Origin of the sequence: Synechococcus sp. L2F, assembly GCF_024345695.1 — a bacterium.
Classification (GTDB): domain Bacteria; phylum Cyanobacteriota; class Cyanobacteriia; order PCC-6307; family Cyanobiaceae; genus MW101C3.
In genome coordinates this window covers 894,605-920,256 of sequence record NZ_JAGQBP010000001.1, presented here as the reverse complement: position 1 = coordinate 920,256, position 25,652 = coordinate 894,605, and the positions used below count along the sequence as shown (strand labels likewise).

Below are 25,652 nucleotides of genomic sequence, written 5' to 3'. Positions count from 1 at the left end.
ACCACCGCTCCGCCGGCTTCAACGTAGGCAGCCCCGGCCCGGTGGCCCACGGCTGGGGGATTTCTTCGCGAACAGCGCGCAAGGGCGCCCACTAGCTTGAAGCCAGCGCTCACCTCTCCTTCTGAACTCCGGCCTGCACCGTTCCCTGTACCTGCTGGGACCGATCTTCATTGTTTCCTTTCACATCGGTTGCCTGCTGCTGCTGGTCACGGGCCTGAGCCTCGGAGCCCTGCTCTGGGCGGTGGGGCTGTATCTGGTGCGCATGCTGGCGATCACGTCGGTGTATCACCGCCTGCTGGTGCACCGCAGCTACCGCGCCCCGCGTGCCGTGCTCTGGATCGGCTGCGCTGTGGCGGCTTCCGCCGGCCAGATGGGCCCGAGCTGGTGGAAGGCCCACCACCTGCAGCATCACAGCCATGTGGACACCGCCGCCGACCCCCACACCCCGCTGATGCCGCTGCAGGGCTGGCGGGGGCTGTGGAACTCCCAGGCCGGCTGGTTGCTGCGCTCGAGCTTCTTCCCCGATGAGCTGCCGGCGGACGTGGAAGCGGATCCGGTGCTGCGCCGCCTCGATCGGCTCCATTTCCTGCCCCTGCTGGCCCTGGCCGGGCTGTCGTATCTGGTGGGCGGCTGGATGTACCTGGGCGCCTTCTTCCTCAGCACCACCGTGCTGTTCCACGGCGTGGCCACGGTGAACTCGGTGGCGCACGTGTGGGGCGATCAGCCCTTCCGCACCGACGACCACAGCCGCAACAACGCCCTGGTGGCACTGATCACGCTCGGTGAGGGCTGGCACAACCTGCACCACGCCTTCCCCTTCGCGGTGCGTCAGGGCTACACCGTGCGCGGCGGCCAGCTGCGGCTGCGGCCCGACCCCACCTTCCGCTTCATCCGGCTGCTGCAACGCTTCGGCCTCGCCGACCAGCTGCGCCAGCCCTCCGACGACACCCTGCTGCAGCGCGCCCGCGGCGGCACTCCACTGGCCGTTGCAACTTAAGCGCGACACGCTGCTCGCCGTTGCCCCCTGAGCTCAGGAGTCGGCGAACGGCGGAAAAACGGGCCGTGCTGGATTCGAACCAGCGACCGTGCGATTAGAAGTCGCATGCTCTATCCAACTGAGCTAACGGCCCACCGGCACAGCCTAAGGTGGTCTGCTGTGAAACCTTCCCAATGGCGTCCACCCGGCTCAGCGACGCTCATCGGCAGGAGCTCGTCGCCCGCTATCAGCAGGGGGACACTGCCCAGGCGCTGGCCGCTGCCTTCGGCTGCAGCGCCGCCACCGCCACCCGGGTGGTGAAGGCCGCCATCGGCGCCGATCGCTACGAGCAGATCAAGCTGGAGCGCGGCAAGGGGCCGGCAATGCGCAGGGCCGCCATTGCTCACCCGCTCGACGCCACCCCGATCCCCGCCGGGCCCCTGTTCGAGCAGGCCGAGGTCCAGGCTGAAGGGGCTGCCGCAGAGCCTGCCGCCAGCGGCGACGCCGCAGACCAGGCCGGCGCCACTGCCTGCGTTGCGGACGCCGGGGATGTCCTTCCCCAAGCCTCAGACACTGCGGAGCCCGGCAGTGATGAGCCCCTTGCTCCCTTCGGCTCCGGATTCGCCCCTGCCACCCTTGGCGATCCCGCCGGGCAGGATCCGGCCGCCGACGGCGATGACGATGACGATGCCCAGGTGCTGGCGATCGACGATGCGGATGATTTCGGCGATGACGCCGACGACAACGATGCCGACAGCGACAGCGAAGACGCTGACGATGAGCCCGACCTGTTCACGCCCGTGCCGGTCGGCGAAACCCTGCTCGACCGCCCTGCCGCCACCTGCCTGCCGTTCGAGGCGGCGCCCCTGCCTGACAGCCTCTACATGCTGGTCGACAAAACCGTGGAGCTGCAGGACCGGCCCCTCAGCGACTTCCCCGAACTCGGCCTGCTGCCGGAGGAGGAATCCCGGCGCCGCGCCCTGGTGGTGTTCAGCAACCCACGCCAGGCCAAACGCCACTGCGGCCGCACCCAGCGGGTGATCCAGGTGCCTGACAGCCAGGTGATCCGCCGCACCGCCCCCTACCTGCTGCGCAAGGGCATCACCCGTGTGGTGCTTGAAGGGGCGCTTTACTCCCTGCCCGGATCCTGATCATCGCCCGGCATCAGCAGCGCCGTGGCGGCCCCGCCGCTGATCACCCCCACCACCAGCGCCAGGCCCACCAGAAAACCGCTGGGTAGCGGGGCGCTGCGGCCGAAGCCGAGCCGCAGCTGGGGCCGGTCGTTGAGGTTCTGTCCGCCCAGGCACAGCACCACAAGCAGCAGCAGGCCGCCGGCCACACTGCCGGCCAGGAGTCGAAGGCGCACCAGCATGGCGGCGGCGGTGGTTGAAGGGGTCGCCCCCTGAGTGTGACGCGCCGGCGGCCTGCGGGTCAGCAGCGCTCAGGCGTTCGAGCTCCCTTCGTGGTCGCCACTGGCGCTGTCGCGCTGCTCGGCTTCCGGCCCGTCGCGGTGCAGCAGGGCGTAGAGGTCGCGGCGGCTGTGACCGGTGCGTTCCGCCAGGGTGCGGGCGGCTTCCCGCTTGCTGAGCCCATCCACCAGCAGGCTCTCCAGCTCGACCCGCAGCGCAGCCTCGTTCCAGGCGGGTTGCGCCGCTGGGGGCGCGCCGCCCAGCACCAAGGTGCACTCCCCGAGCGGCGGCACCCGGCGGAAGTGCTCCAGGGCGGCGGCCACCGTGGGCCCCACCTGCTGCTCATGCCGCTTGGTGAGCTCCCGTGCCACCCGCAGCGGGCGATCGCCCAGCAGCTCCAGCAGATCCTCCAGCAGGGCGATCAGCCGGTGAGGTGCCTCGAACAGCACCAAGGTGCGCGGCTCGGCCGCCAGTTCCTGCAGCTGACGCCGGCGCTGGCTGGGCTTGGCGGCCAGAAATCCCTCGAAGCAGAAGCGGCCACTGGGCAGGCCGCTGCTCACCAGCGCGGTGGTGACGGCGCAGGGGCCAGGAATGCACACCACCTCCAGCCCCGCCTGCCGCGCGGCGGCCACCAGCGGTTCGCCGGGATCGGAAATGCCTGGCAGGCCCGCGTCGCTGATCACTGCCAGACGCTCACCCCGCTGCAGCGCCTGCAGCAGTTCGGGCAGGCGGGTGGCCTGGTTGTGCTGGTGAAAGCTCAGCAGCGGCCGGCGAATGCCAAGCCGCGCCAGCAACTGACCGCTGTGGCGGGTGTCTTCACAGGCGATGCGATCGACATGCTCCAGCACCAGCCGGGCCCGGGGCGAGAGATCAGCGAGGTTACCGATCGGCGTGCCCACCAGATAGAGCACGCCGGCCGCCGGTTCGGCGCCAAGCGCACCCCTTGAGGATGTCGCCTTTGCCTCAGGTGCGCCGAGAGGAAGCGGTTCATCACCCGATGGTGCGGCCATGGCTGGCGGTGGGTTGGGGGCAGTGGGCTGCCAGGGGCAGCCCCGTTGACCTCAGACCGCCACCGGTTCCTGGGAGACGCCGCGCAGGGTGAGGTTGATGCGGCCGCGGTTGTCGATCTCACGCACGCGCACGGTGACGGGATCACCCACCTTCACCACGTCTTCGACCTTCTCGACCCGGGCTTCCGAGAGCTGGGAGATGTGGATCATGCCTTCCTTGCCGGGAAGGATCTCCACGAAGGCGCCGATCGGGATGATGCGGGTGACGGTGCCACTGAACTGCTCCCCTTCGCTGATGCGGCGGGTGAGACCTTCCACGATGCGCTGGGCCTCTTCGGCGGCGGCGCCGTCATGGCTGGCGATCGTGACGATGCCGCCGTCCTCGATGTCGATCTTGGTGTTGGTGCGCTCGGTGATGCCCTTGATGGTGCGGCCGCCAGGACCGATCACAGTGCCGATCAGTTCCGGATCGATGCGGAAGCTGAGCAGGCGGGGCGCATGGGGCGACATGGTGTCGCGGGGTTTCTCGATCGCCTCCAGCATCTTCTCGAGGATGTGCAGACGGGCGGGGCGGGCCTGGTTCACGGCCTCGGCCACGGTGGTCACCGCCAGACCGGTGATCTTCATGTCCATCTGTAGGGCGGTGATGCCCTTCTCGGTGCCGGCCACCTTGAAGTCCATGTCGCCGAGGAAATCCTCGATGCCCTGGATGTCGGTGAGGATCCGAACCTCATCGCCTTCCTTGATCAGGCCCATGGCGGCGCCGCTCACGGGAGCCTGCAGCGGCACGCCGGCATCCATCAGCGCCAGGGTGCTGCCGCACACCGAGCCCATCGAGGTGGAGCCGTTGGAGCTGAGGCACTCCGACACCACCCGCAGCACGTAAGGGAATTTCTCTTTCGGGGGCAGCACGGGGGTGATGGCCCGCTCCGCCAGGGCGCCATGGCCGATCTCGCGGCGGCCGGGGGAGCGCATCGGCCGGGTCTCGCCCACCGAGTAGGGGGGGAAGTTGTAGTGGTGCAGGTAGGTCTTCTCGCTCGACGGGTTGAGGTCGTCGAGTTCCTGTGCATCGCTGGGGGTGCCGAGGGTGGCGCAGGAGAGCACCTGGGTGAGCCCACGCTGGAACAGGCCCGAGCCATGCACCCGCTTGGGCAGCACACCCACAGCAGCGGTGATGGGGCGCACCTCGTCGAGGTTGCGGCCATCCACCCGCTTGCCTTCGCTGAGAATCTGGGCGCGCATCAGCTTCTTGGTGATGCCCTTGTAGGTGTTGCCCAGGGCCTTGCCGGCGGCGGCCACGCGGATCGGGTCGTCGTCGCTGAGGGCGCCGATCTTGACGGCCACCTCCGCCTTGATGGCATCGAGCTGGGCATCACGCTCCGCCTTGGTGAGCGTGAACTGCTTGAGCACCTCACCGATGCCCTTGCCGCATTCCTGCTCGAGGAAGGCCGGCAGGGCGGGATCTTCCACCTTCGGCTCGGGGATCACCTGCTCGATGCCCAGATCGCTCAGCAGGGTGAGCTGGGCCTTGATCAGTTCACCCACCGCTTCGTAGCCGAAGTCGATGGCCTCGATCACATCCTGTTCGGGCAGCTGGTTGGCGCCCGCTTCCACCATCACCACACCGGCCGGGGTTCCGGCCACCACCAGATCCAGGTCGCTGCGCTCGATCTCGCGGAAGCTGGGGTTGAGCACGAAATCGTCGCCCAGCAGGCCCACGCGCACGGCCGCCATCGGGCCATAGAAGGGCATGCGGGCCAGCAGGGTGGCGATTGAAGCGCCCGTGACTGCCAGCACATCGGGCGGCACCCGCTCATCCAGCGAGAGGGTGGTGGCCACCACCTGAATGTCGTCGCGCAGCCAGGAGGGGAACAGGGGCCGCAGCGGGCGGTCGATCAGGCGGGTGGTGAGGATGGCCCGCTCGGGGGGGCGTGCTTCCCGGCGAAAGAAGCTGCCGGGGATGCGCCCGGCGGCATACAGCCGTTCTTCGTAATCGCAGGTGAGGGGCAGGAAATCGATGCCTTCGCGGCCTTTGGCGCGGGTGGCCGTGACCAGCACGGACGTATCACCGCATTCAATCAACACCGATCCCCCAGCTTGGGGGGCATACAGCCCTGTGGTCAGCCGGATCTCCCGACCATCGAAGGAGACCGACTGAATTTTTCCTGGCACGTCGTCTTATGTCCGTTTTGTTGTCGAAAGGCAGTCTCGCATCCGGCCCTCCCTTAACCCCGTGGAGCGGTGGTGCAGGAGAGCCGGCGCAGGTTCAGCGGCTCACCAGCTGGACTTGGTGACACCCGGCAGCAGGCCCTTGTGGGCGCGCTCGCGCAGCTGATTGCGGCACAGGCCGAAATCGCGGTAGTAGCCGCGGGGCTTGCCGGTGGCCCAGCAGCGGTTGCGCACCCGGTTGGGGGCGCTGTTGCGGGGCAGGCCCTGGATCTGGCGGTGAATCTCCAGCCGTTCCATGGGATCGGCGGCGGCTTCAAACGCGGCCTTCAGAGCGGCGCGCTTGACAGCGAAACGAGCCACGATTTTTTTGCGCTTCACGTCACGCGCGATCATCGACTTCTTCGCCATGCGGCTGCTTTGCTGTTGCGGATGAGGACCAACCCTACCCTGCGGCAGGAACGGTGCGTCTGCCGCCCGGTCCGTGGTCGGGATGGCTGGGGCAGAGATCAGCCATCGGGCAGCTGCCGCAGCCGGGGTTGCGGGCCCGGCACACGGCGCGGCCATGGAAGATCAGCCGGATTGAGAGGTTTTCCCACTCCGGTTTCGGAAACAGCTTCATCAAGTCGGGCTCGATCTTCACCGGTTCGCTCTGGCGGGTGAGGCCGAGCCGGTTGCTGAGGCGCCGCACATGGGTGTCCACCGTGACGCCGGCATGAATGCCGAAGGCATGGGCCAGCACCACGTTGGCCGTCTTACGGGCCACGCCCGGCAGCTCCAGCAGCTCCGGCATCGAGGCCGGCACCTGGCCGCCGTGGCGTTCCAGCAGCAGCCGGGAGGCGGCCACGATGTTCTTGGCCTTGTTGCGGAAGAAGCCGGTGGATTTCACGTAGGGCTCCACCGCCTCGCTCTCCACGGCTGCAGCGGCGGCCGCGTCGGGGAAGCGCTCGAACAAGGCCGGCGTCACCTTGTTGACCCGCTCGTCGGTGCACTGGGCCGAGAGCATGGTGGCCACCAGCAGTTCCCAGGGGGTGCGCCAGTCGAGCGAGCAGGTGGCTTCCGGGTAAAGCGTGGCCAGGCGCTCCAGGATCAGCGGCGCCCGCTGGCGGGCGGTGGGGAAGCGGGGCACGTCAGCGGCCCAGCAGCTGCTGCACCGCGGAGAGCTGGCTGGTGTCCTTGACGATCAGCACCAGGCTGAGGCCCACCAGCAGCAGGAAGCCCGACTGCATGAAGGCCAGCTGCAGGCGCTGCGGCAGCGGGCGGCCGCGCAGGCCCTCCAGCAGCAGCAGCACGAACTGGCCGCCATCGAGCAGGGGCAGCGGCAGGGCGTTGAGCACGGCCAGGTTGATCGAGATCAGCGCCGTGAACAGAAAAAGGCTGCCGCCACCGTCGCGGGCGAGGGAGGCGCCCATCTCCACGATCTTCACCGGCCCCGATACCTGGGGGGCCGTCTCGCCGAAGTGGGTGACGAGGGAAACGAAGCCATCCACGGTGCGGCGGATCAGCTTGAGGCAGGTGCGGTTGGCATGGCCGATCACCTCCAGCGGGCTGCGGGCAGGCCGGAAGGCCTCGCTGCCGCTGGGTTGCAGTTGGGCGCCGATGCGGCCGATGCCGTTCTGGGCATCGGGCGTGAGCGTGAGCGCCACGGTGCTGCCGGCGCGTTCAGCCACCAGCTGCAGCGAGCGCTGTGGAGCGGCCTTGATGTCGGCCACCAGGCCCTCCACGGCGCTCTGGCCGCCGCCCAGGGAGGTGCCCGCCAGGCTGAGGATGCGGTCGCCGGGGCGCAGGCCGGAGGCCGCCGCCGGCAGGCCGGGTTGCACCGCCGCCACCACCACACCGGGGGTGGCGCTGAAGCCGGCGGGGATGCCGACCACGGCCCCCTGGGCCACCAGCACGGCCCAGGCCAGCAGCAGGTTGGCCAGCACGCCGGCGGCGATCACCAGGGCCCGCTGCGGCAGCGGGCGGTTGCGCAGCAGATCCGGATCGTCGGCCGGGATGTCACTGTCTTCGTCGTCGTCGGGAAAGGCCACGTAGCCGCCCAGGGGGATGGCCCGCAGGGCGAACTGCACGCCACGGCGCCGCCGCTCCAGCAGCACCGGGCCGAAGCCGATCGAGAAGCCGCTGACCCTGATCCCCTGCCAGGTGGCTGCAAAGAAGTGCCCCGCTTCGTGGACGACGATCAGGCCGGCAAGGATGGCCAGGGCCGCGAGGACACCCATTCCGTTGGCTTCAGGCAATTTGTCCATTGTGCGGGGTGCGCCGGGCTGCGTGCGTGCCGGAAACCCCTCCCCCGGCTCCCCCCACACCCTCTTTTCCCCCTACGCCTGCCCACCGGTTCCAAGGCGGCTGTCGGGCTTGTGGACCAGGGAACAGACTGCGTTGCGGGCGATCTTATGAAATGGTGAGAGATCCCCCAGAGCTTTGCTAGAGTTTTTCGATTGAGTCGGTCGTTACGGGATGCCAGGTAGGAATTCGCGCTGCGGCGTGCGTACTGTCATCCCCCCCCATGCTCGGGTTCTCAAGGCCCGATTGCTATTTCATCTCCTCAGTGGCTACGCCCGGGCGGAGAAGCAAACGGGCTCCGTCATGGTGGCGGGGATGCTTGTGATCCTGGCGCTGCTCGTGGGTTCGCTGGGTCTGGTGGCGGTCGTCACCGGCTCCAATCTGGCGTCATTGGGCAGTGGTGAAAGCCGTGATGCCCAGCAGGTGGCGGAGGCAGGCGCCGATCAGATCATTGCCACTTTCAACCAGCCGGAAAACCGCCAGCTGCTGGTGGCAGGGAGCACGCCTCCCAACCAATGGACCACAACCAACGCGGCCCTGCAAAGCCCCTGCATCTCCACCAGCAATGAGCGCCCCGGTGGCACCGGCTTTCCTTCTGCCCGAGCCGTTGGCCTGGCCAATGGCCAGTTCCGCAACCTTGAAAACCTTGCCCAGGTGAACCAGGGCAACCGCCGCTTCGCCCTTCAATCGGTTCGTTATTCCGCTGGCAATCAGGGCGCTCTGGATCGTCGATCGGTGTTTCGAACGTTCGCAGCCAATGGCACAGCGTTAAGCCAGGCCGGAATCATCCCCGCAAACACCAACTTCAACGCTTTGGTGAACCTGGATGATCCCGACGGGAGTGGTGCACTCCGGCCGGGCACGAACACGGGATTCATTGCGGTCACTGTGGAGGGGCGGGTGTACCGGCCGGATGGCACCTTCTCCTCCTCCACCATCACCAAGGAATTTGAGGTGGTGCCGAAATGCTGCGGCGGCTCGTTTGGAACGAATGCCTCTGGTGGATCCACTTCAGGGGCTTCGGCGCCTGGTGATCTGGGGGCCGACAGCCGTTTCTGTGGCATTGAATTCGGCATTATCACCGGCATCAACGGCGGCAGGTTCTTCTCCCAGCTGGCCAACGACCGCTACACCCGTAGAAACACGAACAATCAGGTGGTCAACATTGGATCGATCCTGGGCATCATTGCCGATCCCAGCCACACCTGGGACCGAACCACGGATCAGGTGGTCGGCGGCCGGCAGGTTGGCTTTCGCATGGTTCCCAACACCAGAGACACGGCCAATGATTTGATGCCAGGCGTTCCGGCTGGCAATCTCGCCGCCTTTACTGTCCCAAGCGGTGCGCCCAACCCCTGCCCGACCAGCTGGGGCGATGCGGCATCGATTGCCGGTAGAGCGGCCTCCTGCATTCCAGTGGTGCCGCTGTTCCTCTCGGCCGGGCTTCCATCCATCACCAGCAACTACACCTACAACTGGACGGCCGGCGGCTACCCAGACACCGTCAGCAAGCAGACGGTGAACTCCGCCAACCTTGGCGGTTATCCCCAGATCCGGGCGGATACGGTCGCTGATAACACCGTTAATGTGTGGATTCGTGGCAACGGCGCTACTGGTCTTAACCAAGTAACGCCGGGCCCCTTCCTGGAGTACTGCAACACGAAGTACCTGGCAGGCAACGCCTGTGCCTCAGTGTTCAATGGTTCAACCAATCACACCTGGGCGGTGATCTCCAGGCCAGGTCCTGTAGATGGGGGTATTGGCGATAACTTTGCCTCCAACAGTCTTACTGGCCGCACACCAGACAGCACACCCCGCTGGCCCACCCCCTGGGCGGAGCGTGATACATCAAACGGAACCCCCTCACTTACCACGGGGGATTTGACCATTTCAGGTGGGCAAGTGACCTTCCGGGACGTAGGTGGAGACTTTGGTACCACATTCACCAATGCACCGGCTTTGGCCCGCGCTGTGAATCTTTTCGGCTTGCAAACTCCTGTGTTGGAGTTCACCTTCAGTCGCACAGGTGTAGGCAGCTTTGCCAACATATCCGCACTGCGTTTGGATTATAGTTTTGGATCAGGTGTTACCACTGATGCGGCCATAGACACGGATACCGGCTGGGTTCAGCTGGCCACGTTCAGGGCTGACGGTGACGTTGTGGAGTCGGGAGGTGCTGATGCTGATGACTGTGTTCTTTCCGGATCGACATACACCTGCCGGGTTGAGTTCCCCGAAGCCGCCATGACACCTGCGGCAGACATTACTTCAGCCAATCGCTTCAGCCATTTTGTGAAGTTCAGACTTCGCGCCAACAGCAACTTTGCCACGGGCACGAATCGAATCGACACGGTAACTCTGGACAACGTTGCCATCAAGAGTTCCCTTGCCGGGCAGGTTCCTCAGTATCGAAACGTCTGTGAATATAGTTCCACCTTTCCTGTAACCTCCAGTTTCACTGGTGGATTTCATTGCCTCGGCCCAACTGTGGACATGATCAATCTTGGCAATGTGCTCTGGATCGATACAACTGATCGCTCCACCACGTTCTACTACAACAGAGCAGGAGATACCAGGGGTATCAATGGCAACGACCCATTGATCAATCTGGTTGGTGGAGCAACAATGGCGAATGTGGCATGCGCGAGGGGTAATCCGCTCACAACGGCTCCGGTGGAAAACTGCAAGACCCTGGTGCCTGAAAATGAATTCAATCCCGTCGGCGAGTATGACCGATTCAATATGTTCGGGCGTGACACCGCACCTGCGAACAACTGCACCGATCTGAATCTCAGTAACCAGCCCTGCAACCAGATCATTGCCATTGGTGCCGATTCCAGTGCCAGTTCCGCGAATCGTTCGCGCATTGCAGGGGCATGGTTCTATTTCCCTTGGGGCCTGTTCTCCTTTGCTGTGAATGGATGTTCCAGTATTCCTGCCATTCCCGCTGCAGAGTTTGCTGGCGATGACAGCTGGAACTTTGGCGGCAGGCTCTGGGCCCGCACGATCTATGCCTGCGGACAAAACCACTTCAGGGTTCCGCCTTCGGCATCCACCGACCTCACGCAATTGGTAGGCGCCTCCAACTCTGCCGATCTCACGTTCATTCGCTGGGATGGAATCGACTGGGTGGCGCGTTCCTCAACGGCTGCACGCAAAGGATCCCTGGATTGAGCTGATGCGCAATTCACGCAATCACAGAGGCCATCGCCCAAGCCATGGCCCTTCATCTGCAGCACAGGGGTCCGCCATCGTGGAGGTGTTGGTTTTCACCGTGATGATCACGATTGTGTTGGTCTCCACGGGTGCCATCTTCAACGGCATCAGCCGCAGAACAGTGTCCACGCGGCAGCAGGTGGTGATGCAATCGAGCATCGACGACAACCTGCGCGAAATCAAGACATTGGCCCGCCGCTACACCTGCTGTTCTGGTGTTTGCACTACGACCCCCCCCACCACCTTTGGGGTGATCTCGGGAGTGACCCAGCCCTGTGCCACCAACAATCCTTTGGATGATCGTTACTACTTCCCTCAGGTTGATCTTCTCTCCACCACCGCCAATTTTCCGAATACCACCACCCCTTCTGAGCCCCTTGCGGTGGAGCAGCTCTGTGCGGCGAACAACAACACCGCCTTTCTCACACCCTTTCAAACGGCTGTGAATGCCATTCCGCAGCCTGCTAACGCCACCCGCACCACATCCATCCAACCCGAGCGCATCTTGCGGGTTACCTTTACAGATAACACCCTCAACAACCGCGTTGTTCGCGTTGAGAACATCATCCCCCAGATGGCGTATTTCTGCCCATGAAGTTCAACGTTGCTGGCTCCCTTCGCGCATCCCGTAAGCAGGCCTTCACGCTCGCCGAGCTGATGATCACCGTGTCAGTGATCGGCGTCATCGCCCTGGGGGGCGTGTATGCCTCCTCCCAGGTGATTGCCCGCCGGGATTTTGCCAACACAGCCGCCGCCGAGTTGGTTGGCTGGTTGGAGGCCATTTCTGCACGCTCGGGATCCGTTGGGCCCTGCCGCGTGCAATTCACAACGGGCAATGCGCTGGAACCAGGAGCCACGTTTGCTTCCCTCCAGACCAGCGATGCCAGGTGCACCCCAGAGCCCAACCTGAGGCTTCCCTCCGTCTACGGCAATCGCGTCTACGACGTTGCCGTTACCTACACTCCCGTAGGCACAACATCGTTGGCCTTCACTTCCAGGGGTGGGGTTGTGGCCGGGAATGTGCAAGCCACCGTAAAGATTGCTGTGAGCAATCAATTGCCCTTGCGTTGTGTAAGGATTTCATTCGGCTCGATCAGCACCGGCATCAACAACGCCACTGGGAATGTGGCTCAAACCTGCACCGTTTGGGAGCGCACATGATCAGATCTGCTGCTGCCAAACCCAGGCACGCGAATGGCTTCACCCTGGTTGAACTGCTAGTCGGAGCGGTGCTTTCCATCCTGGCGATGGGATCTGTTGCCTTCCTTTCTGTCCAGCAGATCCGCATCGCTGACAATGTCTATGCGACCAGCACCATCGATCGCAGCTTCAGGCGCGTATCCGATCTGTTGAAAGTGGAGGTTGCAGAAGCCTGCCTTCTGCGCGGTGGGGCCAATCCACGCACAACAGCCACCCTGCCCGATACCCCCTGCAAACCTCAGAATCCTTCTGTGTGCGCGCCCGCTGCCGCCGCTGAGGATCTCCGTCTGCTGGTTCCGGTTCAGGCCCCAGGTTCTAACGCCATCACCTACACCGTGATCAGGTATTACCGCACCGGAACCGAGTTGCTTCGCGATGGCCCCCAAGTGGGAGCCAATGGCCTGCTAACGGCAACAGCAGCCACTGGCAGCCGGGTGCTTACCAACGTTTCCGCTTTCTCAGCCACCGTTTCAGCTGACTGCACCTGGGTGCGGTTAAACGTAGGGCTCACCGTGCCGGGCTCTGAAAACGTGGTCACTCGCACGCTCGATCTCTATTCTGGAGCCTCCCTGAGCATTCACTGAATTGGCTCATGCTGGCTGGGATCACGGCTATCACTCCTCAAGTTCTTATACGAGTGTTTTTTTCCGTGAGCTAACGCCAAGTTGGCTTGATTTTGCAGCCTTGCTCAAGGGCCACTTGCCGCCCAGAGAATCTGAAGGTGAGCCCTTCTTTTTTCTCGATCTTGGTTGCGGCACAGGATTCTCCCTGGTGGTGCTGGCCTCGCTTTATCCAGAAGGCCGCTTTTTTGGGGTGGATTTTCATCCTGATCATGTGGCCCACGGCCTGGATCTGGCCCGCCGCGCCGGGCTGAAGAACGTGGAGATCATCGAAGCTGATTTTCTGGGCTTGGCTGCTCCAGGTGCGCTCCTTCCTTGGTCTGTTGGAGGCTGCCATTACGTGGTAGCCCATGGCATCGCCACCTGGGTCACCGAGCCCGTTCAACAGGCCCTGCTGGCTGTGGCGGCCGCTTCTTTGCGTTCTGGCGGGTTGTTTTATTGCTCTTACAACACCTATCCCGGCTGGCTGGCAAGGAGCAGTTTTCAGCAGCTTCTTACGCTCGAGGTTCCTGCAGCGCACCAGGGGGGCAAAGGGCTCCACTTCCATGCAGCAGCGCGCGTGCTCACCCAACTGCTTGGCGATGAATCGCAACCTTCCCAGTTGGGCGCCTCGTATCCAAACCTGAGAAGAGAGCTGCAGTCCGTTGAGTTTGCACCTGTCGATTATCTCTTTGGTGAGTATGCGAATGCGGGTTGGTCTCCGCTGTATTTCACCCAGATGAGTGCGCGGTGCAAGCAGCACAAGTTGTCTTTTCTAGGTTCGGCCACCTATTCCGAATCGTTCATCGAACTCCTGCCAGCTCCAATGCGCGAGGTGGTGATGAAGGAGCCAAGAACAGAGGCCCGTGAATTGCTGGCTGATCTCGGCACCAACAAGGCATTCCGCAGGGATCTCTTCACCAAGGGCCATGTTCGGCTCACGCCACAGGAATGGAGCCAGCGCCTCGGCACGATCTCTTTTCATCTGCTGCAGCCGCAGGAGGGTTGGTTGTCGCACCCGCTGGAGGCCCTGCGCTTCAGAGCCTGCTTTGGCGAGATTCAGGGAGATCCGCAGGCTTACGGACCCGTTCTCTCCGCCCTCTCGGCCTCACCGGCATCGATTGACTCCCTCTTGCCCATCTGCCAGCAACCGCACGGTGAGCTCGTCGTGATGCTTTCGCTCTTGCTGGAGGCCGGAGCCATCGGCTTCGAGCGTGGCCCCGCTGGTGCCAAGGCTGCTGCGCAGGTTCAGCGCCTCAATCTGTTGCTGCTGGGTCGCATGCAGGAGGGGCGTTCCTACACGCAACTGGCCTTGCCCGCCGTGGGTTCCGCTGTTCCCTTTTCCGTGCTTGAGGCCTTGATCTACCGGGCCCAGCGCGAACAGCTTCAGGAGCCCATGCTCAGCAGCTGTGTGCTGCTGGGGCTCAAGGATCTCGATGTGCAGTTGCTTGGCCGTGATCATCAGGTGGTTGTGGAAACACCCGCTCAGATCGCGAGGATCCAAGAGATCGCTGCCGTGGTGATGGGCAGCAAAGTGCCCCTGCTCCAGCGTTTGGGTGGCCTGCCAACCGCGCCGCTCACGGCTTCCCGATCCACTCGGAGCCGAAGTAAGGCACCAACGCGTAAGGAATCCTGACGCTGCCGTCGCTCTGCTGGCCCGCCTCCAGGAGCGCGGCCATGGTGCGGCCCACGGCCAGGCCGCTGCCATTGAGGGTGTGCAGCAGGCGCGTGTGCTTGCCCTCCCGGTAGCGGATCGAGGCGCGGCGCGCCTGGAAATCACCGCAGGTGCTGCAGCTGGAGATTTCGCGGTAGGTGCCGGCCCCCGCCAGCCACACTTCCAGGTCGTAGGTGCGGGCGGCCGAAAAGCCCAGATCACCACTGCACAGTTCCAGGCGCCGGTAAGGCAGCTCCAGGGCTTCCAGAATCGCCTCGGCATCCCGGGTGAGCTGCTCGTGGGCCTGCTCTGATTGCTCGGGCAGGCAGAACCAGTAGAGCTCCACCTTGTTGAACTGGTGCAGGCGGATCAGTCCACGCGTGTCGCGGCCGTAGGAACCGGCCTCGCGGCGGAAGCAGGGGGTGTAAGCCGCATACTTCAGCGGCAATTGCTCGGCGTTGATCACCTCGCTGCGATGCAGGGAGGTGATGGGCACTTCAGCTGTGGGAGTGAGCCAGAGGTCGTCCTCTGCGCAGCGGAAGCTTTCCTCGGCGAACTTCGGCAGCTGGCCGGAGCCGGTGAGGCTGGCCGTGTTCACCAGGATCGGCGGCAACACTTCGGTGTAACCCCTGGAGGAGTGGCGATCCAGCATGAAGCTGATCAGCGCCCGCTCCAGCCGCGCACCCTGGCCCATCAGGGTCACGAAGCGGCTCTGGGCAATCCGCACCGAGCGTTCGGTGTCAACGATGCCGAGCCGTTCGGCAATCTGCCAGTGCTCTTCGAGCTGCTCTCCCTCGGCGGCCAGCCGCGGGGTGCCCCAGCGCTTCACCTCCACGTTGTCGGCCTCGCTGCGGCCCGTGGGGCAGAGGGGCGAGGGCAGGTTGGGCAGCACCATCAGCTGCTGCATCAACTGCGCTTCGAGGCCCTTCTCCTGCTCCTCGATCTCCCCCACCCGCTGCTTGATCTGCGCGCCCTGCTGGCGCAGCTCCTTCACCTCCGCGCCGCCGGGGGCGGCGCCGGCCTTGATCAGCTCTCCCACCTCACGGCCGATGCGGTTGCCTTCTGCTTGCAGCTCACTGCGTTGCTGTTCCAGATCACGCGTTTCAAGGGCGAGCTGGTGGCAGCCATCGAGATCAGCCACCGCGCCCCGGCGGCTCAGGCCTTCGGCGATCTGCGCAGGGTTGTCGCGCAGGAGGCGCTGATCCAGCACGGCGGGGCTTGCAGATGGGGCGCAGGCTAGTTCTGCGCGGTCCCCCGCTCAGAGCACCTGCACCACTTCGCTCACCTCGGGAATCGATTCGCGCAGCTTGCGCTCGATGCCCATCTTGAGCGTCATGGTGCTGCTGGGGCAGGAGCCGCAGGCGCCCTGCAGGCGCACCTTCACGATCGGCCCGTCGATTTCCACGATTTCCACGTTGCCGCCATCGGCCATCAGATAAGGGCGCAGCTCATCGAGCACACGCTCCACGTTCTCGACCGTGAGGGCACGGGGATCGGCGGCCGGTGCCTCAGCTGTGGGGGCGGTGGTTTCGCTGGACATGGATCGGGTTCGCGGATGCGATCAGCTTAGGCAGGGCAGCCGAAGGCAGGGCTGTTCGGCACGGCCGGCTTGCCGCTCTTCTGCAGAGGGCCTGCGGCGTGGTGTCCCGGCGACGCAGGGACCGCTTTCTAAGATTCGGACACTTCCTCTGAACGGGCTGACCCGCTGCGATGACCGACGTTCCCGTTCAGCGGATCCGCAACTTCTGCATCATTGCCCACATCGACCACGGCAAATCCACCCTGGCCGACCGCCTGCTGCAGGAAACCGGAACGGTGGCGGAGCGCGACATGCAGGCCCAGTTCCTCGACAACATGGAGCTGGAGCGGGAACGGGGCATCACGATCAAGCTGCAGGCGGCGCGGATGGAGTTCCGTGCGGCCGATGGCGAGCTCTACATCCTCAACCTGATCGACACGCCGGGGCACGTCGACTTCTCCTACGAGGTGAGCCGCAGCCTGCAGGCCTGCGAAGGGGCCCTGCTGGTGGTGGATGCCAGCCAGGGGGTGGAGGCCCAGACCCTGGCCAACGTGTACCTGGCGCTGGAGAACGATCTCGAGATCATCCCGGTGCTCAACAAGATCGACCTGCCCGGCGCCGATCCCGCCCGGATCAAGGAGGAGATCGAGGCGATCATCGGCCTCGACACCTCCAAGGCGATCGACTGCTCCGCCAAGACCGGCCTGGGCGTGCCCGACATCCTGCAGGCGGTGGTGGACCGGGTGCCGGCGCCGGCCGACCGGGTGAGCGAGCCGCTGCGGGCGCTGATCTTCGACTCCTACTACGACCCCTACCGGGGCGTGATCGTGTACTTCCGGGTGATCAGCGGCGTGATCGCCCGCAAGGACAAGGTGCTGCTGATGGCCAGCGGCAAAACGGTAGAGCTCGATGAGGTGGGCGTGATGGCGCCCGACCAGCGGCAGGTGGACAGCCTCCACGCCGGCGAGGTGGGCTACATGGCGGCCTCGATCAAGGCGGTGGCCGATGCCCGCGTGGGCGACACGATCACCCTGGCGGCCAATCCAGCCGCCGAGCCGCTGCCTGGCTATGCCGAGGCCAAGCCGATGGTGTTCTGCGGCCTCTTCCCCACCGATGCCGATCAATACCCGGATCTGCGGGAAGCGCTCGACAAGCTGCAGCTCTCCGATGCGGCCTTGAAATACGAGCCGGAAACCAGCAGCGCCATGGGTTTCGGCTTCCGCTGCGGCTTCCTGGGGCTGCTGCACATGGAGATCGTGCAGGAGCGCCTCGAGCGCGAATACGACCTCGACCTGATCGTGACGGCGCCATCGGTGATCTATCAGGTGAATATGATCGACGGCAGTGTTCAGATGGTGGACAATCCCGCCACCCTGCCCGATCCGCAGAAGCGGGAATCGATCGAGGAGCCCTATGTGAAGCTGGAGATTTACACCCCCAACAGCTTCAACGGCGCCCTGATGGAGCTGTGCCAGGAGCGGCGCGGTGAGTTCATCGACATGAAATACATCACCACCGATCGGGTCACCTTGCACTACGAAATGCCGCTGGCTGAGGTGGTGACGGACTTCTTCGATGTGATGAAGAGCCGCACCAAGGGCTATGCCTCGATGGAATACAGCCTGATCGGCTACCGCAAGAACGAGCTGGTGCGCCTCGATGTGCTGATCAACAGTGAGAAGGCCGATCCGCTCACCACGATCGTGCACCGCGACAAGGCCTACAACGTGGGCAAGGGGCTGGTGGAGAAGCTCAAGGAGCTGATTCCACGCCAGCAGTTCAAGATTCCGATCCAGGCTTCGATCGGGAGCCGCATCATCGCCAGCGAAAGCATCAGCGCCATCCGCAAGGATGTGCTGGCCAAATGCTACGGCGGCGATATCTCCCGCAAGAAGAAGCTGCTCAAGAAGCAGGCCAAGGGCAAGAAACGCATGAAGGCAATGGGCCGCGTCGACGTGCCCCAGGAGGCCTTCATGGCGGTGCTCAAGCTCAATCAGTAACTCAGGCCAGCACCCCAAGGTGGCGCAGCAGCGGCAGCCCGGTGGTCTGCAGATCAACCGCCACCGTTTGCAAGGCCTCCAGCTGGGCGGCTGGATCCTCCAGCGGCTGGCCTTCGGCATCTCTGATGGTGGCGCCCAGCGAGGCCAGGCCAGCCTGCACGCACACCGCCAGCAGTTCCCCCTCCATGCCCTGCTCCAGGCCCTGGACCACCATGGCCTGGATCGTGCTGAAGCTCACGCCGTTGCCGAGCAGCGGGCTGGCCAGGGTGGCGAGCGGTGCCCTTTCACCGTGCAGCGAAATCGGGCCAGTTCGGCGCCATCTCCCGGTAGTAGCCGATGGTGTAGCAATCACTGGAGTAGTAGCCGTGATCCCATCCCATCGGTGGTGCCCGGTTGCGTGATCGTTGGGTAGCGGGCGAAGCCTACCGGGTGTTTCCTGAGCTGCCGGGGAGCAAATCAGCCACGGCCGGGAACACTCCCAGGGTCGTGATCATCCATGCCCATGGAGCCGAGGAGAACACGCTGCGGCAGACGGCAACTGACGCTGCAACGGGCCCAGCGGCGCGCGCCCTCGCAGGGCTTTCTGATGCCGTTCAGCTTTGCCGCCTCGCTGGTGCTGCTGCTCAGCGGTCTTTCGGTGCAGACGGCCGCGCTGCAGGCGCGGGCAAGGCTGGAGGCCGAGCTCAAGCGCGATCGGGCCGAAGATGCCCTGGCTTCCGCCGCCCAGCAGGTGGTGGCCCAGCTCAGCGGGCCGTTTGCCTGCCTGCTCCACCTGCCCTCGGAGCGCTGGTCGGGGCAGGTGTGCGCTGAAGGTGTCACAACCGCTGCGCTCGTGGCCGGATCGGTGGCGGGGCTGTCCTATCAGGTGGTGGCCTGGAAACCTGCCGCTGCTGCGGAGCCGGCCCAGCTGCTGCTGCAGCTCGTCGGCGAGCAGGATGGCGATGGCCTGCAACGTCGTTTTGCCGTGAGCCTGGCCGAGGAGGCCGGCGCGGCTCCGATCAGCGCCGTGCGGGGCATGGGGCTGTGACGCTCACCGAAGCGATCATGGCTGTGGTGGTGTTCAGCCTTTCTGCCACCAGCTCGGTGCGGCTATGGGGCTCCAGTGCCGCCTGGAGCCAGGCCGCCGCCGCACGCGAGGCCTTGGCCAGTGGCATCGAGGCGGATCTGCTGCGACGCACCCACCACCTGCGGGCGAGTGTGGCGCGCGACCAGCCCGCTCCCGCCTCTTGCGAAGTGGCGGCGGCATGGATGGTCTCCCGCCTGGCGAGCGGCGCCTCATCCCTGCCGCAGGGCGTGCGCAAGGCGCTGGAGCTGGTTCCGGATGGCGGTGCCGTGTGGCTGATCTACACCGCTGCCGAGGGGCAGTTGGAGCGGCGGCGGTTGTTCAGTGCCGCAGCCCATGGCCTTTGCCCGGTGGTTCCCGAGCTGCCAGAGATGACGGATCTGGAGGTGGGGGCGTGACCCCGCGACGGCCGCAGGCCGGGTACACGGTGCTGGAGGGGGTGATCACGGCGCTGATCCTCGCTGTGCTGGCGGCGCTGGCCCTGCGCGACAGCGGCGAAACGCTGGCCCGCCAGCGGCTGGAGGCGGCGACCCGGCGGATCGCCCTGGCGATCGAGCACGGCCGGGCGGTTGCTGAGGCCAGCGGCCAACCCTGTGCTCTGGAGCTGGGGGAGCAGGGCTGGCAGGCGCCCACGGGGGGCGAGCTGCCCGGTTGCGCGCAGCCGATCACGGGCCTCGATGACGGTGGGCAAGCGGCCGGTGTGGAGCTGAGCCACAACCTGCCAGCCGCCCTGCGCTTCAGCAGCACCGGGCTGGTGCTCGATGGGGGAACGGTGGTGCTGAGCAGTGAGGGCACGGAGTTGCGTCGCTGCCTGGTGATTGCCCTTCCCCTGGGGTTCGTGCGCCTTGGCCGTTATCTGGGCCCGGGCCAGGCCCCTCCCGACAGTGCCGCCTGCGGCCCCGACCCCACGCTTTGAGCCCAATGACGCTGCGTTTGACTGTCGCCTGCACCCGCCGCCCTGCCGCGACGCGCTGGGGGTTCGGGCTGGTGGAGATGCTGCTGGCGATGACCCTGGGCCTGGGCTTCTGCGGGGTGGTGATCCAGGCCCTGGTGGGAGAAGGGCGCCATGCCCAGCAGTTCACCCGTGCGCTGCGCGAACGCGGCAACCAGCAGCGGGCGCTGGCGTTGATCCGCAGCGACCTCGTGCGGGCCCTCTCGGTTGCCGACGACCCTGCCAAGGGCACCAGCCGTTGTGGCCTGGCTGGACGTACCGCGGTGTTGCGCCTGCACACGCCCGAGGGCACGATTGATTACAGCGTGGGAGCCGCGCCGAGTGGCATCTGGCAGGGGCGGGTGCTGGTGCGCTGCGGACCCGCCTATGGCCTCCATGGCCAAGTGAACCCCGGCAGTGTGTTCCAGAGCCGAGTGGTGCTCGACCGCCTTGCTGCTGAGGCCACGCCATGGAAGGGATGCGCCGCCCTGCTGGGGAGACCGGCGTCGCCAGTCGGGGGCCTCCATCCCCACGACCTTGCCGGTTCTTCGCGGTTGCCGTTCTCTGCCTGCCTGGATCGCGAGAGTGAGGTGGTTGGCCTGCGGCTGGAGCAGAGCTTTCCGGGCGGAGCGGGGCGCAGCGCGCAGCGCCTGAGCACAGAGGCGGCGGCCGGAGCGGGCTGATTGTTCTAATGTTGACGCATTATTAGCGTTCAATGGTGTGGGAGGAGACAGCAACAATCCTCTCCACAGCGAGTCTGCTGGTGAGGTGATTTCCGGCCAGGCGACACCTCCCCAGCCAGAGGGGTATCTCCCGTCTGACCGCGCCAGTGTGCGCCGCGTCTTGCCGGAGCCATTGAGCGCCATCATCAGCTTCCCGTCCCTGGAGGGCCAGCCCTGGTTCAACGTGGATGTGCTGGATTTGAGCGAAGGTGGCCTGCGCCTTCAGATCGCCCTGCCTCCTGGCCTGAGCCTCGACAAAGGGCAAGAGGGGGTTATCAGCCTGATCCTTCGGCGTTCAGACCCACCGTGCATTTCCAATTTCACAGTGCGCTGGGTCGAGATCAATTCGCTGATCTCGGTGGCAGGTGTGGCCTTTGAGCAGCCGTTGACCCTGCCGGTCTTGCCCTTCGGGAGCAGCGGCGAAGCGATCCCTGCGGCGAAGCTCTCTGAGCCAACACCCTGAGCCCCGGCCGGGTTCAGATGCCACTGGGTTCATGGGCCACTCGCTTCAGCGGCAACCCGTAGCTGCATCGGGAATCAGGTTCACCACCCTTGACATCATCGTGACGCCGTCCACCGAGACCGTATAGGTCCACTGCAGCCGGTTGAGGTCGGAGTCGGAGATGGTGGGGCCCGTGCGGGTGAGGGAAACACCCGGCGGGGCGGTGGGCGGCTCCGGGAAGGCAGCAATCATGCGTTCCGCCATGCCCCCGTCCGGGCAGGCGTCGCGCTGGTTTTCGGCCGCTGCAAGGGCGGCGCTGCCGCAGGCGCCAGGGGTACCGCCGGGAATGGCCGCCTCGGCACACTCCTCGCCACAGCAGCTGAAGCGACTGTTGAGCTCGCGGATCAAGGCCAGATCCTGAGCGATGAGCCGCTCCAGCTCATCAGCGTTGTCTATCGGGCGACCAGAGCGGTTGTTCGCCATCAACGTGACGGTGGTGCCGCTGACCACGATGGTGATCAGAATGGCTGCCAGCAGAAACTCCATCAGGCTGAAGCCTTCGTTGGCGGTGGCCGCGCCATGGCCTGCCGCGTCAATGAACCGCTGGCGCCGCATCCTCAGGAGCCGCAACCGCAGGAGGTCTGTGGTCATACCGGGCCGAAACGTATGAACCTGAAAGATCGGGAAGAAAGGCGGCGAAAAGTGGGCGAAGTTTGGAAATAGATGAGAGTTGGGCATTGAATGCCTAACCCCTCCTCAGCATAAGCGCGAAAACTTGGTGATGTGTTCAACTTGATGTGTTCCGGACACGCAAGCCATCGTGCGCTGATGACGTTGTCGGGCCGGCTTGGTTGCCACCAGAATCCTGGAGTCTTCCTTGCTGAGCGCCATAGCGGGCCCGTAGAGGGACACTTACACTCTCTTCATACTTGGCAGCTAGGCCCGTCCGGCATGAGACGCCCCTCGCCCGGTCCGCGCGTTGGCTGAGAACCCAGCACCAAGGAGGCGGCGCTCACGGGCCTCGATCCGCCGCCAGCTGCAGATCACAAGCCTGCTCGCCATCCTTGTGGGGTATGCGGTGTTGGTCTTTTCCAACGGGCTGATCGCCAGCAAGGTACGGCGTGACCGCCATCGCCAGACGGTGTTTGAAGTGCATCAGGCGCTGCTGCGCGCCCCGGTTCCCCGCAACGCGGCCGAGATCCAGGCGCGGCTGGATCGGTTGCTCACACCAGGACTGCTGATCTGGGTGGAGACGGCCGCCGGAAAGCCCTACAAAGTGACGCAGCGGGAGAACACCTTCGGGCTCGGCCCACTGGGGCCCCTGGCGGCCCAGCTGGCGCTCATCGCTCGGGGGAAGCCCAATGCGATGTCGTTGCGGCTGAGCGGCAACACCTTTCTGCTCTCCACCCAGCCGGTGCGCCTGTCTGGAGGCGGCGCGCTGGTGCGTTACATGGAGGATTTCACCGCCGATGTGAGGCGCCAGATCAATGCCCAGGACCTGCTGATCGCGGTGGCGGTGCTCACGGCTCTACTCACCAGTGCGTTGATGCGGTTGGCGTTGGATCGGGGCCTCAGCCCGCTGGGCCGGCTCAGCGCCCGGCTGGAAGACGTGACGTTGCCGAACCAGAGCCTCTCGGCGGAGGGCCTGAAGGTGGACGAGCAACCGCGGGAACTGCAGCAGATCGCCGCCTCCTTCAACGACCTGCTCGACCGGCTGGCCACCTCCTGGGAGCGGCAGACCTCGTTTGCAGATGGCGTAGCTCACGAATTGCGCACGCCGATCACGCTGATCAGTGGGTATGCGCAGCGTCTGCGGCGCCAGATCCCTACCAGCGCCCCGGAGAGCCGGCCTCTGGCTTTGATCGAGAGCGAATCCGCCCGCATGGGACGCCTGGTGACCGACCTGCTCGACATCGCCAGAGACGATGCCGGCCGTTTGGATCTGGCCTTGCGGGAACTGGATCTCGACCAGGAGCTGTTGGAAGCCTATGAACGCCTCACCGTCTACACCACCGGTCGCCTGCGGCTGATCCCCTCAGAGGAGCGGGAGCCGCTGCGGGCCTGGGGTGACGCCGATCGGCTGCAGCAGTGCCTCACCAACCTGGTGGAGAACGCGCTCAAGCACACACCGGTGGGCTGCCCGATCGAGCTGTTCGCCGACGGCAGCCAGCGCGAGGTGGTGGTGCATGTGCGCGACCACGGCCCGGGGGTGCATCCCGGCGACCGACGCCGCATCTTCGATCGGTTCGTGCGGGGGGCACCGGCGAGTGGAGTGCCAGCCAACCTGGTGGGCAGCGGCAGTGGCCTGGGGCTCTCGGTGGTGAAGCTGCTGATGGAACGCATGGACGGTACAGCGCGGGTGGCGGAAACCCCGGGCGGCGGCGCCGATTTTCAGCTGAAGTTGCGGCGGATCAGCCCGCACCTGCAGGAGGACCCTCCTTCAGCATGAACCCCACACCTCGCACCGTCTGAATCAAGGTGGGCTGGCCCTCCTGCTCAAGCTTGCGACGCAGGTAACGGATGTAGACGTCGAGCAGGTTGTCGTCGCCGTAGTGGTTGTCGCCCCACACGGTCTGCAGGATCGTTTCGCGCTTGAGCACGCGATTGGGCTCCGAGAGCAGGCAGAGGAGCAGGTCGTACTCACGAACGGTGAGGTTGATCGGGATGCCGTTGCGGGACACCTCGCGGCTGCCGGTGTCGACGCTGAGGTTGCCGAGGCTCACCACCGCGGCGTCGTCGTTGGTGTCTTCTTCGTTGGGGATGGAACGGCGGATCAGGGCCCGCACCCGGGCGAGCAGCTCCTCAAGCGAAAACGGCTTGGTGACGTAGTCGTCGGCGCCGGAATCGAGCGCCTCCACCCGCTCGCGCACGTCATCGCGGGCGGTGAGCATCAGCACGGGGGTTTTGATGCCGCTGCGGCGGATGCGACGGCACACCTCCACGCCTGAAAAATCAGGCAGGGTCCAGTCGAGCATCACCAGATCGAACACTTGGTCGCGAAGCAGCGAGAGGGCGTTCTGGCCGCTGTCGGCCTGCTCAAGGCTATAGCCCTCCACCTTCAGCTCCTGGCTGAGAAAGCGGCGCAGTTCGGGATCGTCATCGACGATCAGGACACGATGGTTTTGGGGGTCCACCAGGTCGGTCATCGCAAACAATCCCGTGTTGGTCAGTGTGCCCTGCAAAGGCCTGGCCGGGAGCTCGGCGCTCCACCACGGAAACGTAATGGGTAGCGGCCGCTGCAGTTTGCCGCTGACCGGTGGCTCTCACCCCTTCCTCACCCTATACTCAGTGCATCTTCTCAGTCAGAAGCCCTGGCGCTTGTGCTGCTGCTGCCGATGAGCCGGTTGTGACCCCCCTCTCCTTTCCACCCTTGAGCCTGCGGCTGTTCAACGGGCGGCCAGCCGGGCTGTCTGGGCGCATCGCCCGCTGGGGCCTGGTGGTGGTGCTGGCGTACGCGCTCGTGGCCTTGCTCACGCCGCTGCTGGTGCAGGCGGGGATGCTGCCGGATCCAAACGCCGGCCTGGAGAACCCGATCTATGCGGGGCCTTCGCTGGCCCATTGGTGCGGCACCGACCGCCTCGGCCGCGATGTGTGCAGCCGCACCCTGGCAGGCAGCGGCGTGGCCCTGCAGGTGGTGCTGCTGGCGCTGGTGGTGGCGCTCACGATCGGTGTGCCGCTGGGCATGGTGAGCGGCTATCTGGGTGGCCCGATCGATCGGCTGCTGGTGCTGCTGATGGACACGCTCTACACCCTGCCGGTGCTGTTGCTCTCGGTGGTGCTGGCTTTTCTGCTGGGCCGCGGCCTGCCCAATGCGGCGGCGGCGTTGTGTGTGGTGTATGTGCCGCAGTATTTCCGTGTGGTGCGCAACCAAACGGCCCAGGTGAAAGCCGAGCTGTATGTGGAGGCGGCGCGTTCGCTGGGGGCTGGCCCGTTATGGATCCTGCGCCACTATCTGCTGCGCAATGTGATCACCTCCGTGCCGGTGTTGCTCACCCTCAATGCAGCCGATGCTGTGCTGGTGCTGGGCGGGCTTGGATTTCTTGGCCTGGGGTTGCCCGAATCCATTCCCGAGTGGGGCGGTGATCTGCAGCAGGCACTCACGGCCGTGCCCACAGGGATCTGGTGGACGGCGCTTTACCCCGGCTTGGCAATGTTTTTGCTGGTGCTGGGCTTGTCGTTTCTGGGTGAAGGGCTGGAGAGCTGGTTGAGCGGCGAAGCCACCTGATTTCTCCAGTTGCCAACTCCTTTTGGGGGCGCTGAAGGTGTCAGCTGATCCGGGCAAATTTGAGGGGCAGGGCACAGCTGAAACTGGGCAGATCGTGGACCTGCCTGCTGAGTGGTTTGCTGGCAATTTCAGGGTTGTTCCTGTGTGTGAAGATCTCCACATCAAGCCACCATCCCTCTACAAAGCCCCCATTTTGGCCGATCCTTTGCTACCATAAGCATGGTTATTCACCAGCTC

General features: G+C 65.0%; 26 protein-coding genes and 1 tRNA gene. 15 read left to right on the top strand and 12 right to left on the bottom strand.

Going from position 1 to position 25,652, the window contains the following annotated elements:
- Positions 1-241 precede the first annotated feature (241 nt).
- Positions 242-997, top strand: coding sequence for an acyl-CoA desaturase (locus KBZ19_RS04605; RefSeq protein WP_255099947.1), 756 nt, complete (start codon positions 242-244; stop codon positions 995-997).
- Between the two features lie 59 nt (positions 998-1,056).
- Here the strand turns inward: KBZ19_RS04605 and KBZ19_RS04600 are convergent.
- Positions 1,057-1,130, bottom strand: a tRNA-Arg gene (locus tag KBZ19_RS04600).
- Positions 1,131-1,170: 40 nt separating this feature from the next.
- On the opposite strand from KBZ19_RS04600, the gene KBZ19_RS04595 reads away from it, so the two are divergent.
- Entirely contained in the window at positions 1,171-2,127 is a 957-nt protein-coding gene (locus KBZ19_RS04595; protein WP_255099946.1) for a hypothetical protein, read from the top strand.
- Here KBZ19_RS04595 and KBZ19_RS04590 read toward each other — a convergent pair.
- From KBZ19_RS04590 to rseP, 6 genes are all read right to left on the bottom strand, one after another.
- Positions 2,106-2,348: a hypothetical protein gene (locus KBZ19_RS04590; protein ID WP_094510144.1), complete on the bottom strand. Its 243-nt coding sequence runs from the start codon at positions 2,346-2,348 to the stop codon at positions 2,106-2,108. The two genes, KBZ19_RS04595 and KBZ19_RS04590, sit on opposite strands and share 22 nt — an antisense overlap.
- A 69-nt stretch (positions 2,349-2,417) precedes the next feature.
- Positions 2,418-3,395, bottom strand: coding sequence for a 16S rRNA (cytidine(1402)-2'-O)-methyltransferase (gene rsmI / locus KBZ19_RS04585; protein WP_255099945.1), 978 nt, complete (start codon positions 3,393-3,395; stop codon positions 2,418-2,420).
- Between the two features lie 51 nt (positions 3,396-3,446).
- Positions 3,447-5,567, bottom strand: a complete 2,121-nt coding sequence (locus KBZ19_RS04580; RefSeq protein WP_255099944.1) for a polyribonucleotide nucleotidyltransferase — start codon at positions 5,565-5,567, stop codon at positions 3,447-3,449.
- 102 nt (positions 5,568-5,669) lie between these two features.
- Positions 5,670-5,972: a 30S ribosomal protein S14 gene (gene rpsN / locus KBZ19_RS04575; protein ID WP_094510152.1), complete on the bottom strand. Its 303-nt coding sequence runs from the start codon at positions 5,970-5,972 to the stop codon at positions 5,670-5,672.
- A 34-nt stretch (positions 5,973-6,006) separates the two neighbouring features.
- A complete protein-coding gene (gene nth / locus KBZ19_RS04570) occupies positions 6,007-6,690 on the bottom strand; it encodes an endonuclease III (protein ID WP_255099943.1) in 684 nt (227 codons plus the stop codon).
- 1 nt (position 6,691) lies between these two features.
- Complete coding sequence (gene rseP / locus KBZ19_RS04565) at positions 6,692-7,780, bottom strand: RIP metalloprotease RseP (RefSeq protein WP_255099942.1); 1,089 nt, start codon at positions 7,778-7,780, stop codon at positions 6,692-6,694.
- 265 nt (positions 7,781-8,045) lie between these two features.
- On the opposite strand from rseP, the gene KBZ19_RS04560 reads away from it, so the two are divergent.
- From KBZ19_RS04560 to KBZ19_RS04540, 5 genes are all read left to right on the top strand, one after another.
- A complete protein-coding gene (locus tag KBZ19_RS04560) occupies positions 8,046-11,018 on the top strand; it encodes a hypothetical protein (protein ID WP_255099941.1) in 2,973 nt (990 codons plus the stop codon).
- 103 nt (positions 11,019-11,121) lie between these two features.
- The gene (locus KBZ19_RS04555) at positions 11,122-11,655 is read left to right on the top strand and encodes a hypothetical protein (RefSeq protein ID WP_255099940.1); all 534 of its coding nucleotides are present in this window, start codon (positions 11,122-11,124) and stop codon (positions 11,653-11,655) included.
- Positions 11,652-12,221 carry a Tfp pilus assembly protein FimT/FimU gene (locus KBZ19_RS04550; protein WP_255099938.1) on the top strand — a complete coding sequence of 190 codons (570 nt, stop codon included), beginning with the start codon at positions 11,652-11,654 and terminating at the stop codon, positions 12,219-12,221. The genes KBZ19_RS04555 and KBZ19_RS04550 overlap by 4 nt, the downstream gene beginning before the upstream one ends.
- Positions 12,218-12,844: a hypothetical protein gene (locus KBZ19_RS04545; RefSeq protein ID WP_255099937.1), complete on the top strand. Its 627-nt coding sequence runs from the start codon at positions 12,218-12,220 to the stop codon at positions 12,842-12,844. The genes KBZ19_RS04550 and KBZ19_RS04545 overlap by 4 nt, the downstream gene beginning before the upstream one ends.
- Position 12,845: 1 nt before the next feature.
- On the top strand, positions 12,846-14,495 hold the full coding sequence (locus KBZ19_RS04540) for a class I SAM-dependent methyltransferase (protein WP_255099936.1): 1,650 nt from the start codon (positions 12,846-12,848) through the stop codon (positions 14,493-14,495).
- Here the strand turns inward: KBZ19_RS04540 and serS are convergent.
- Both serS and KBZ19_RS04530 read right to left on the bottom strand, forming a co-directional pair.
- The gene (serS, locus tag KBZ19_RS04535; RefSeq protein ID WP_255099934.1) at positions 14,437-15,723 is read right to left on the bottom strand and encodes a serine--tRNA ligase; all 1,287 of its coding nucleotides are present in this window, start codon (positions 15,721-15,723) and stop codon (positions 14,437-14,439) included. The two genes, KBZ19_RS04540 and serS, sit on opposite strands and share 59 nt — an antisense overlap.
- A gap of 48 nt (positions 15,724-15,771) precedes the next feature.
- Complete coding sequence (locus tag KBZ19_RS04530; RefSeq protein ID WP_094510160.1) at positions 15,772-16,053, bottom strand: NifU family protein; 282 nt, start codon at positions 16,051-16,053, stop codon at positions 15,772-15,774.
- Between the two features lie 170 nt (positions 16,054-16,223).
- Between KBZ19_RS04530 and lepA the strand changes: the two genes are divergently transcribed.
- A complete protein-coding gene (lepA, locus tag KBZ19_RS04525) occupies positions 16,224-18,032 on the top strand; it encodes a translation elongation factor 4 (protein ID WP_255099933.1) in 1,809 nt (602 codons plus the stop codon).
- A gap of 1 nt (position 18,033) precedes the next feature.
- Here lepA and KBZ19_RS04520 read toward each other — a convergent pair whose 3' ends face one another.
- Positions 18,034-18,270 carry a hypothetical protein gene (locus KBZ19_RS04520; RefSeq protein ID WP_255099932.1) on the bottom strand — a complete coding sequence of 79 codons (237 nt, stop codon included), beginning with the start codon at positions 18,268-18,270 and terminating at the stop codon, positions 18,034-18,036.
- A gap of 348 nt (positions 18,271-18,618) precedes the next feature.
- On the opposite strand from KBZ19_RS04520, the gene KBZ19_RS04515 reads away from it, so the two are divergent.
- From KBZ19_RS04515 to KBZ19_RS04495, 5 genes are read left to right on the top strand one after another with little or no spacing between them, the layout of a single operon-like run.
- A complete protein-coding gene (locus KBZ19_RS04515; protein WP_255099931.1) occupies positions 18,619-19,059 on the top strand; it encodes a hypothetical protein in 441 nt (146 codons plus the stop codon).
- Positions 19,056-19,493 carry a hypothetical protein gene (locus KBZ19_RS04510; protein ID WP_255099929.1) on the top strand — a complete coding sequence of 146 codons (438 nt, stop codon included), beginning with the start codon at positions 19,056-19,058 and terminating at the stop codon, positions 19,491-19,493. Before KBZ19_RS04515 ends, KBZ19_RS04510 begins: the two co-directional genes overlap by 4 nt.
- Positions 19,490-20,011 (top strand): GspH/FimT family protein, encoded by a 522-nt coding sequence (locus tag KBZ19_RS04505; protein ID WP_255099928.1) that lies wholly within the window; start codon positions 19,490-19,492, stop codon positions 20,009-20,011. The genes KBZ19_RS04510 and KBZ19_RS04505 overlap by 4 nt, the downstream gene beginning before the upstream one ends.
- A gap of 17 nt (positions 20,012-20,028) precedes the next feature.
- A complete protein-coding gene (locus tag KBZ19_RS04500) occupies positions 20,029-20,709 on the top strand; it encodes a hypothetical protein (RefSeq protein ID WP_255099927.1) in 681 nt (226 codons plus the stop codon).
- Between the two features lie 37 nt (positions 20,710-20,746).
- Positions 20,747-21,211, top strand: coding sequence for a PilZ domain-containing protein (locus KBZ19_RS04495; protein ID WP_315856317.1), 465 nt, complete (start codon positions 20,747-20,749; stop codon positions 21,209-21,211).
- 45 nt (positions 21,212-21,256) lie between these two features.
- On the opposite strand, the gene KBZ19_RS04490 is transcribed toward KBZ19_RS04495, so the two are convergent.
- The gene (locus KBZ19_RS04490; RefSeq protein WP_255099924.1) at positions 21,257-21,841 is read right to left on the bottom strand and encodes a hypothetical protein; all 585 of its coding nucleotides are present in this window, start codon (positions 21,839-21,841) and stop codon (positions 21,257-21,259) included.
- Between the two features lie 427 nt (positions 21,842-22,268).
- On the opposite strand from KBZ19_RS04490, the gene KBZ19_RS04485 reads away from it, so the two are divergent.
- Positions 22,269-23,639, top strand: a complete 1,371-nt coding sequence (locus KBZ19_RS04485) for an ATP-binding protein (protein ID WP_255099923.1) — start codon at positions 22,269-22,271, stop codon at positions 23,637-23,639.
- Here KBZ19_RS04485 and KBZ19_RS04480 read toward each other — a convergent pair.
- A complete protein-coding gene (locus KBZ19_RS04480; RefSeq protein ID WP_255099921.1) occupies positions 23,602-24,336 on the bottom strand; it encodes a response regulator transcription factor in 735 nt (244 codons plus the stop codon). The two genes, KBZ19_RS04485 and KBZ19_RS04480, sit on opposite strands and share 38 nt — an antisense overlap.
- Positions 24,337-24,608: 272 nt before the next feature.
- Between KBZ19_RS04480 and KBZ19_RS04475 the strand changes: the two genes are divergently transcribed.
- Positions 24,609-25,415 (top strand): ABC transporter permease, encoded by an 807-nt coding sequence (locus KBZ19_RS04475; RefSeq protein ID WP_315856323.1) that lies wholly within the window; start codon positions 24,609-24,611, stop codon positions 25,413-25,415.
- Positions 25,416-25,652 lie beyond the last annotated feature (237 nt).

Excerpts from the sequence above, each read along its gene's own strand:
- rpsN (WP_094510152.1), bottom strand. The coding sequence starts at position 5,972 with ATGGCGAAGAAGTCGATGATCGCGCGTGACGTGAAGCGCAAAAAAATC.
- KBZ19_RS04480 (WP_255099921.1), bottom strand. The coding sequence starts at position 24,336 with ATGACCGACCTGGTGGACCCCCAAAACCATCGTGTCCTGATCGTCGAT.
- KBZ19_RS04545 (WP_255099937.1), top strand. The coding sequence starts at position 12,218 with ATGATCAGATCTGCTGCTGCCAAACCCAGGCACGCGAATGGCTTCACC.
- KBZ19_RS04595 (WP_255099946.1), top strand. The coding sequence starts at position 1,171 with ATGGCGTCCACCCGGCTCAGCGACGCTCATCGGCAGGAGCTCGTCGCC.
- rsmI (WP_255099945.1), bottom strand. The coding sequence starts at position 3,395 with ATGGCCGCACCATCGGGTGATGAACCGCTTCCTCTCGGCGCACCTGAG.
- rseP (WP_255099942.1), bottom strand. The coding sequence starts at position 7,780 with ATGGGTGTCCTCGCGGCCCTGGCCATCCTTGCCGGCCTGATCGTCGTC.
- KBZ19_RS04515 (WP_255099931.1), top strand. The coding sequence starts at position 18,619 with ATGCCGTTCAGCTTTGCCGCCTCGCTGGTGCTGCTGCTCAGCGGTCTT.
- KBZ19_RS04530 (WP_094510160.1), bottom strand. The coding sequence starts at position 16,053 with ATGTCCAGCGAAACCACCGCCCCCACAGCTGAGGCACCGGCCGCCGAT.
- KBZ19_RS04590 (WP_094510144.1), bottom strand. The coding sequence starts at position 2,348 with ATGCTGGTGCGCCTTCGACTCCTGGCCGGCAGTGTGGCCGGCGGCCTG.
- KBZ19_RS04490 (WP_255099924.1), bottom strand. The coding sequence starts at position 21,841 with ATGACCACAGACCTCCTGCGGTTGCGGCTCCTGAGGATGCGGCGCCAG.
- lepA (WP_255099933.1), top strand. The coding sequence starts at position 16,224 with ATGACCGACGTTCCCGTTCAGCGGATCCGCAACTTCTGCATCATTGCC.
- KBZ19_RS04550 (WP_255099938.1), top strand. The coding sequence starts at position 11,652 with ATGAAGTTCAACGTTGCTGGCTCCCTTCGCGCATCCCGTAAGCAGGCC.
- KBZ19_RS04555 (WP_255099940.1), top strand. The coding sequence starts at position 11,122 with ATGATCACGATTGTGTTGGTCTCCACGGGTGCCATCTTCAACGGCATC.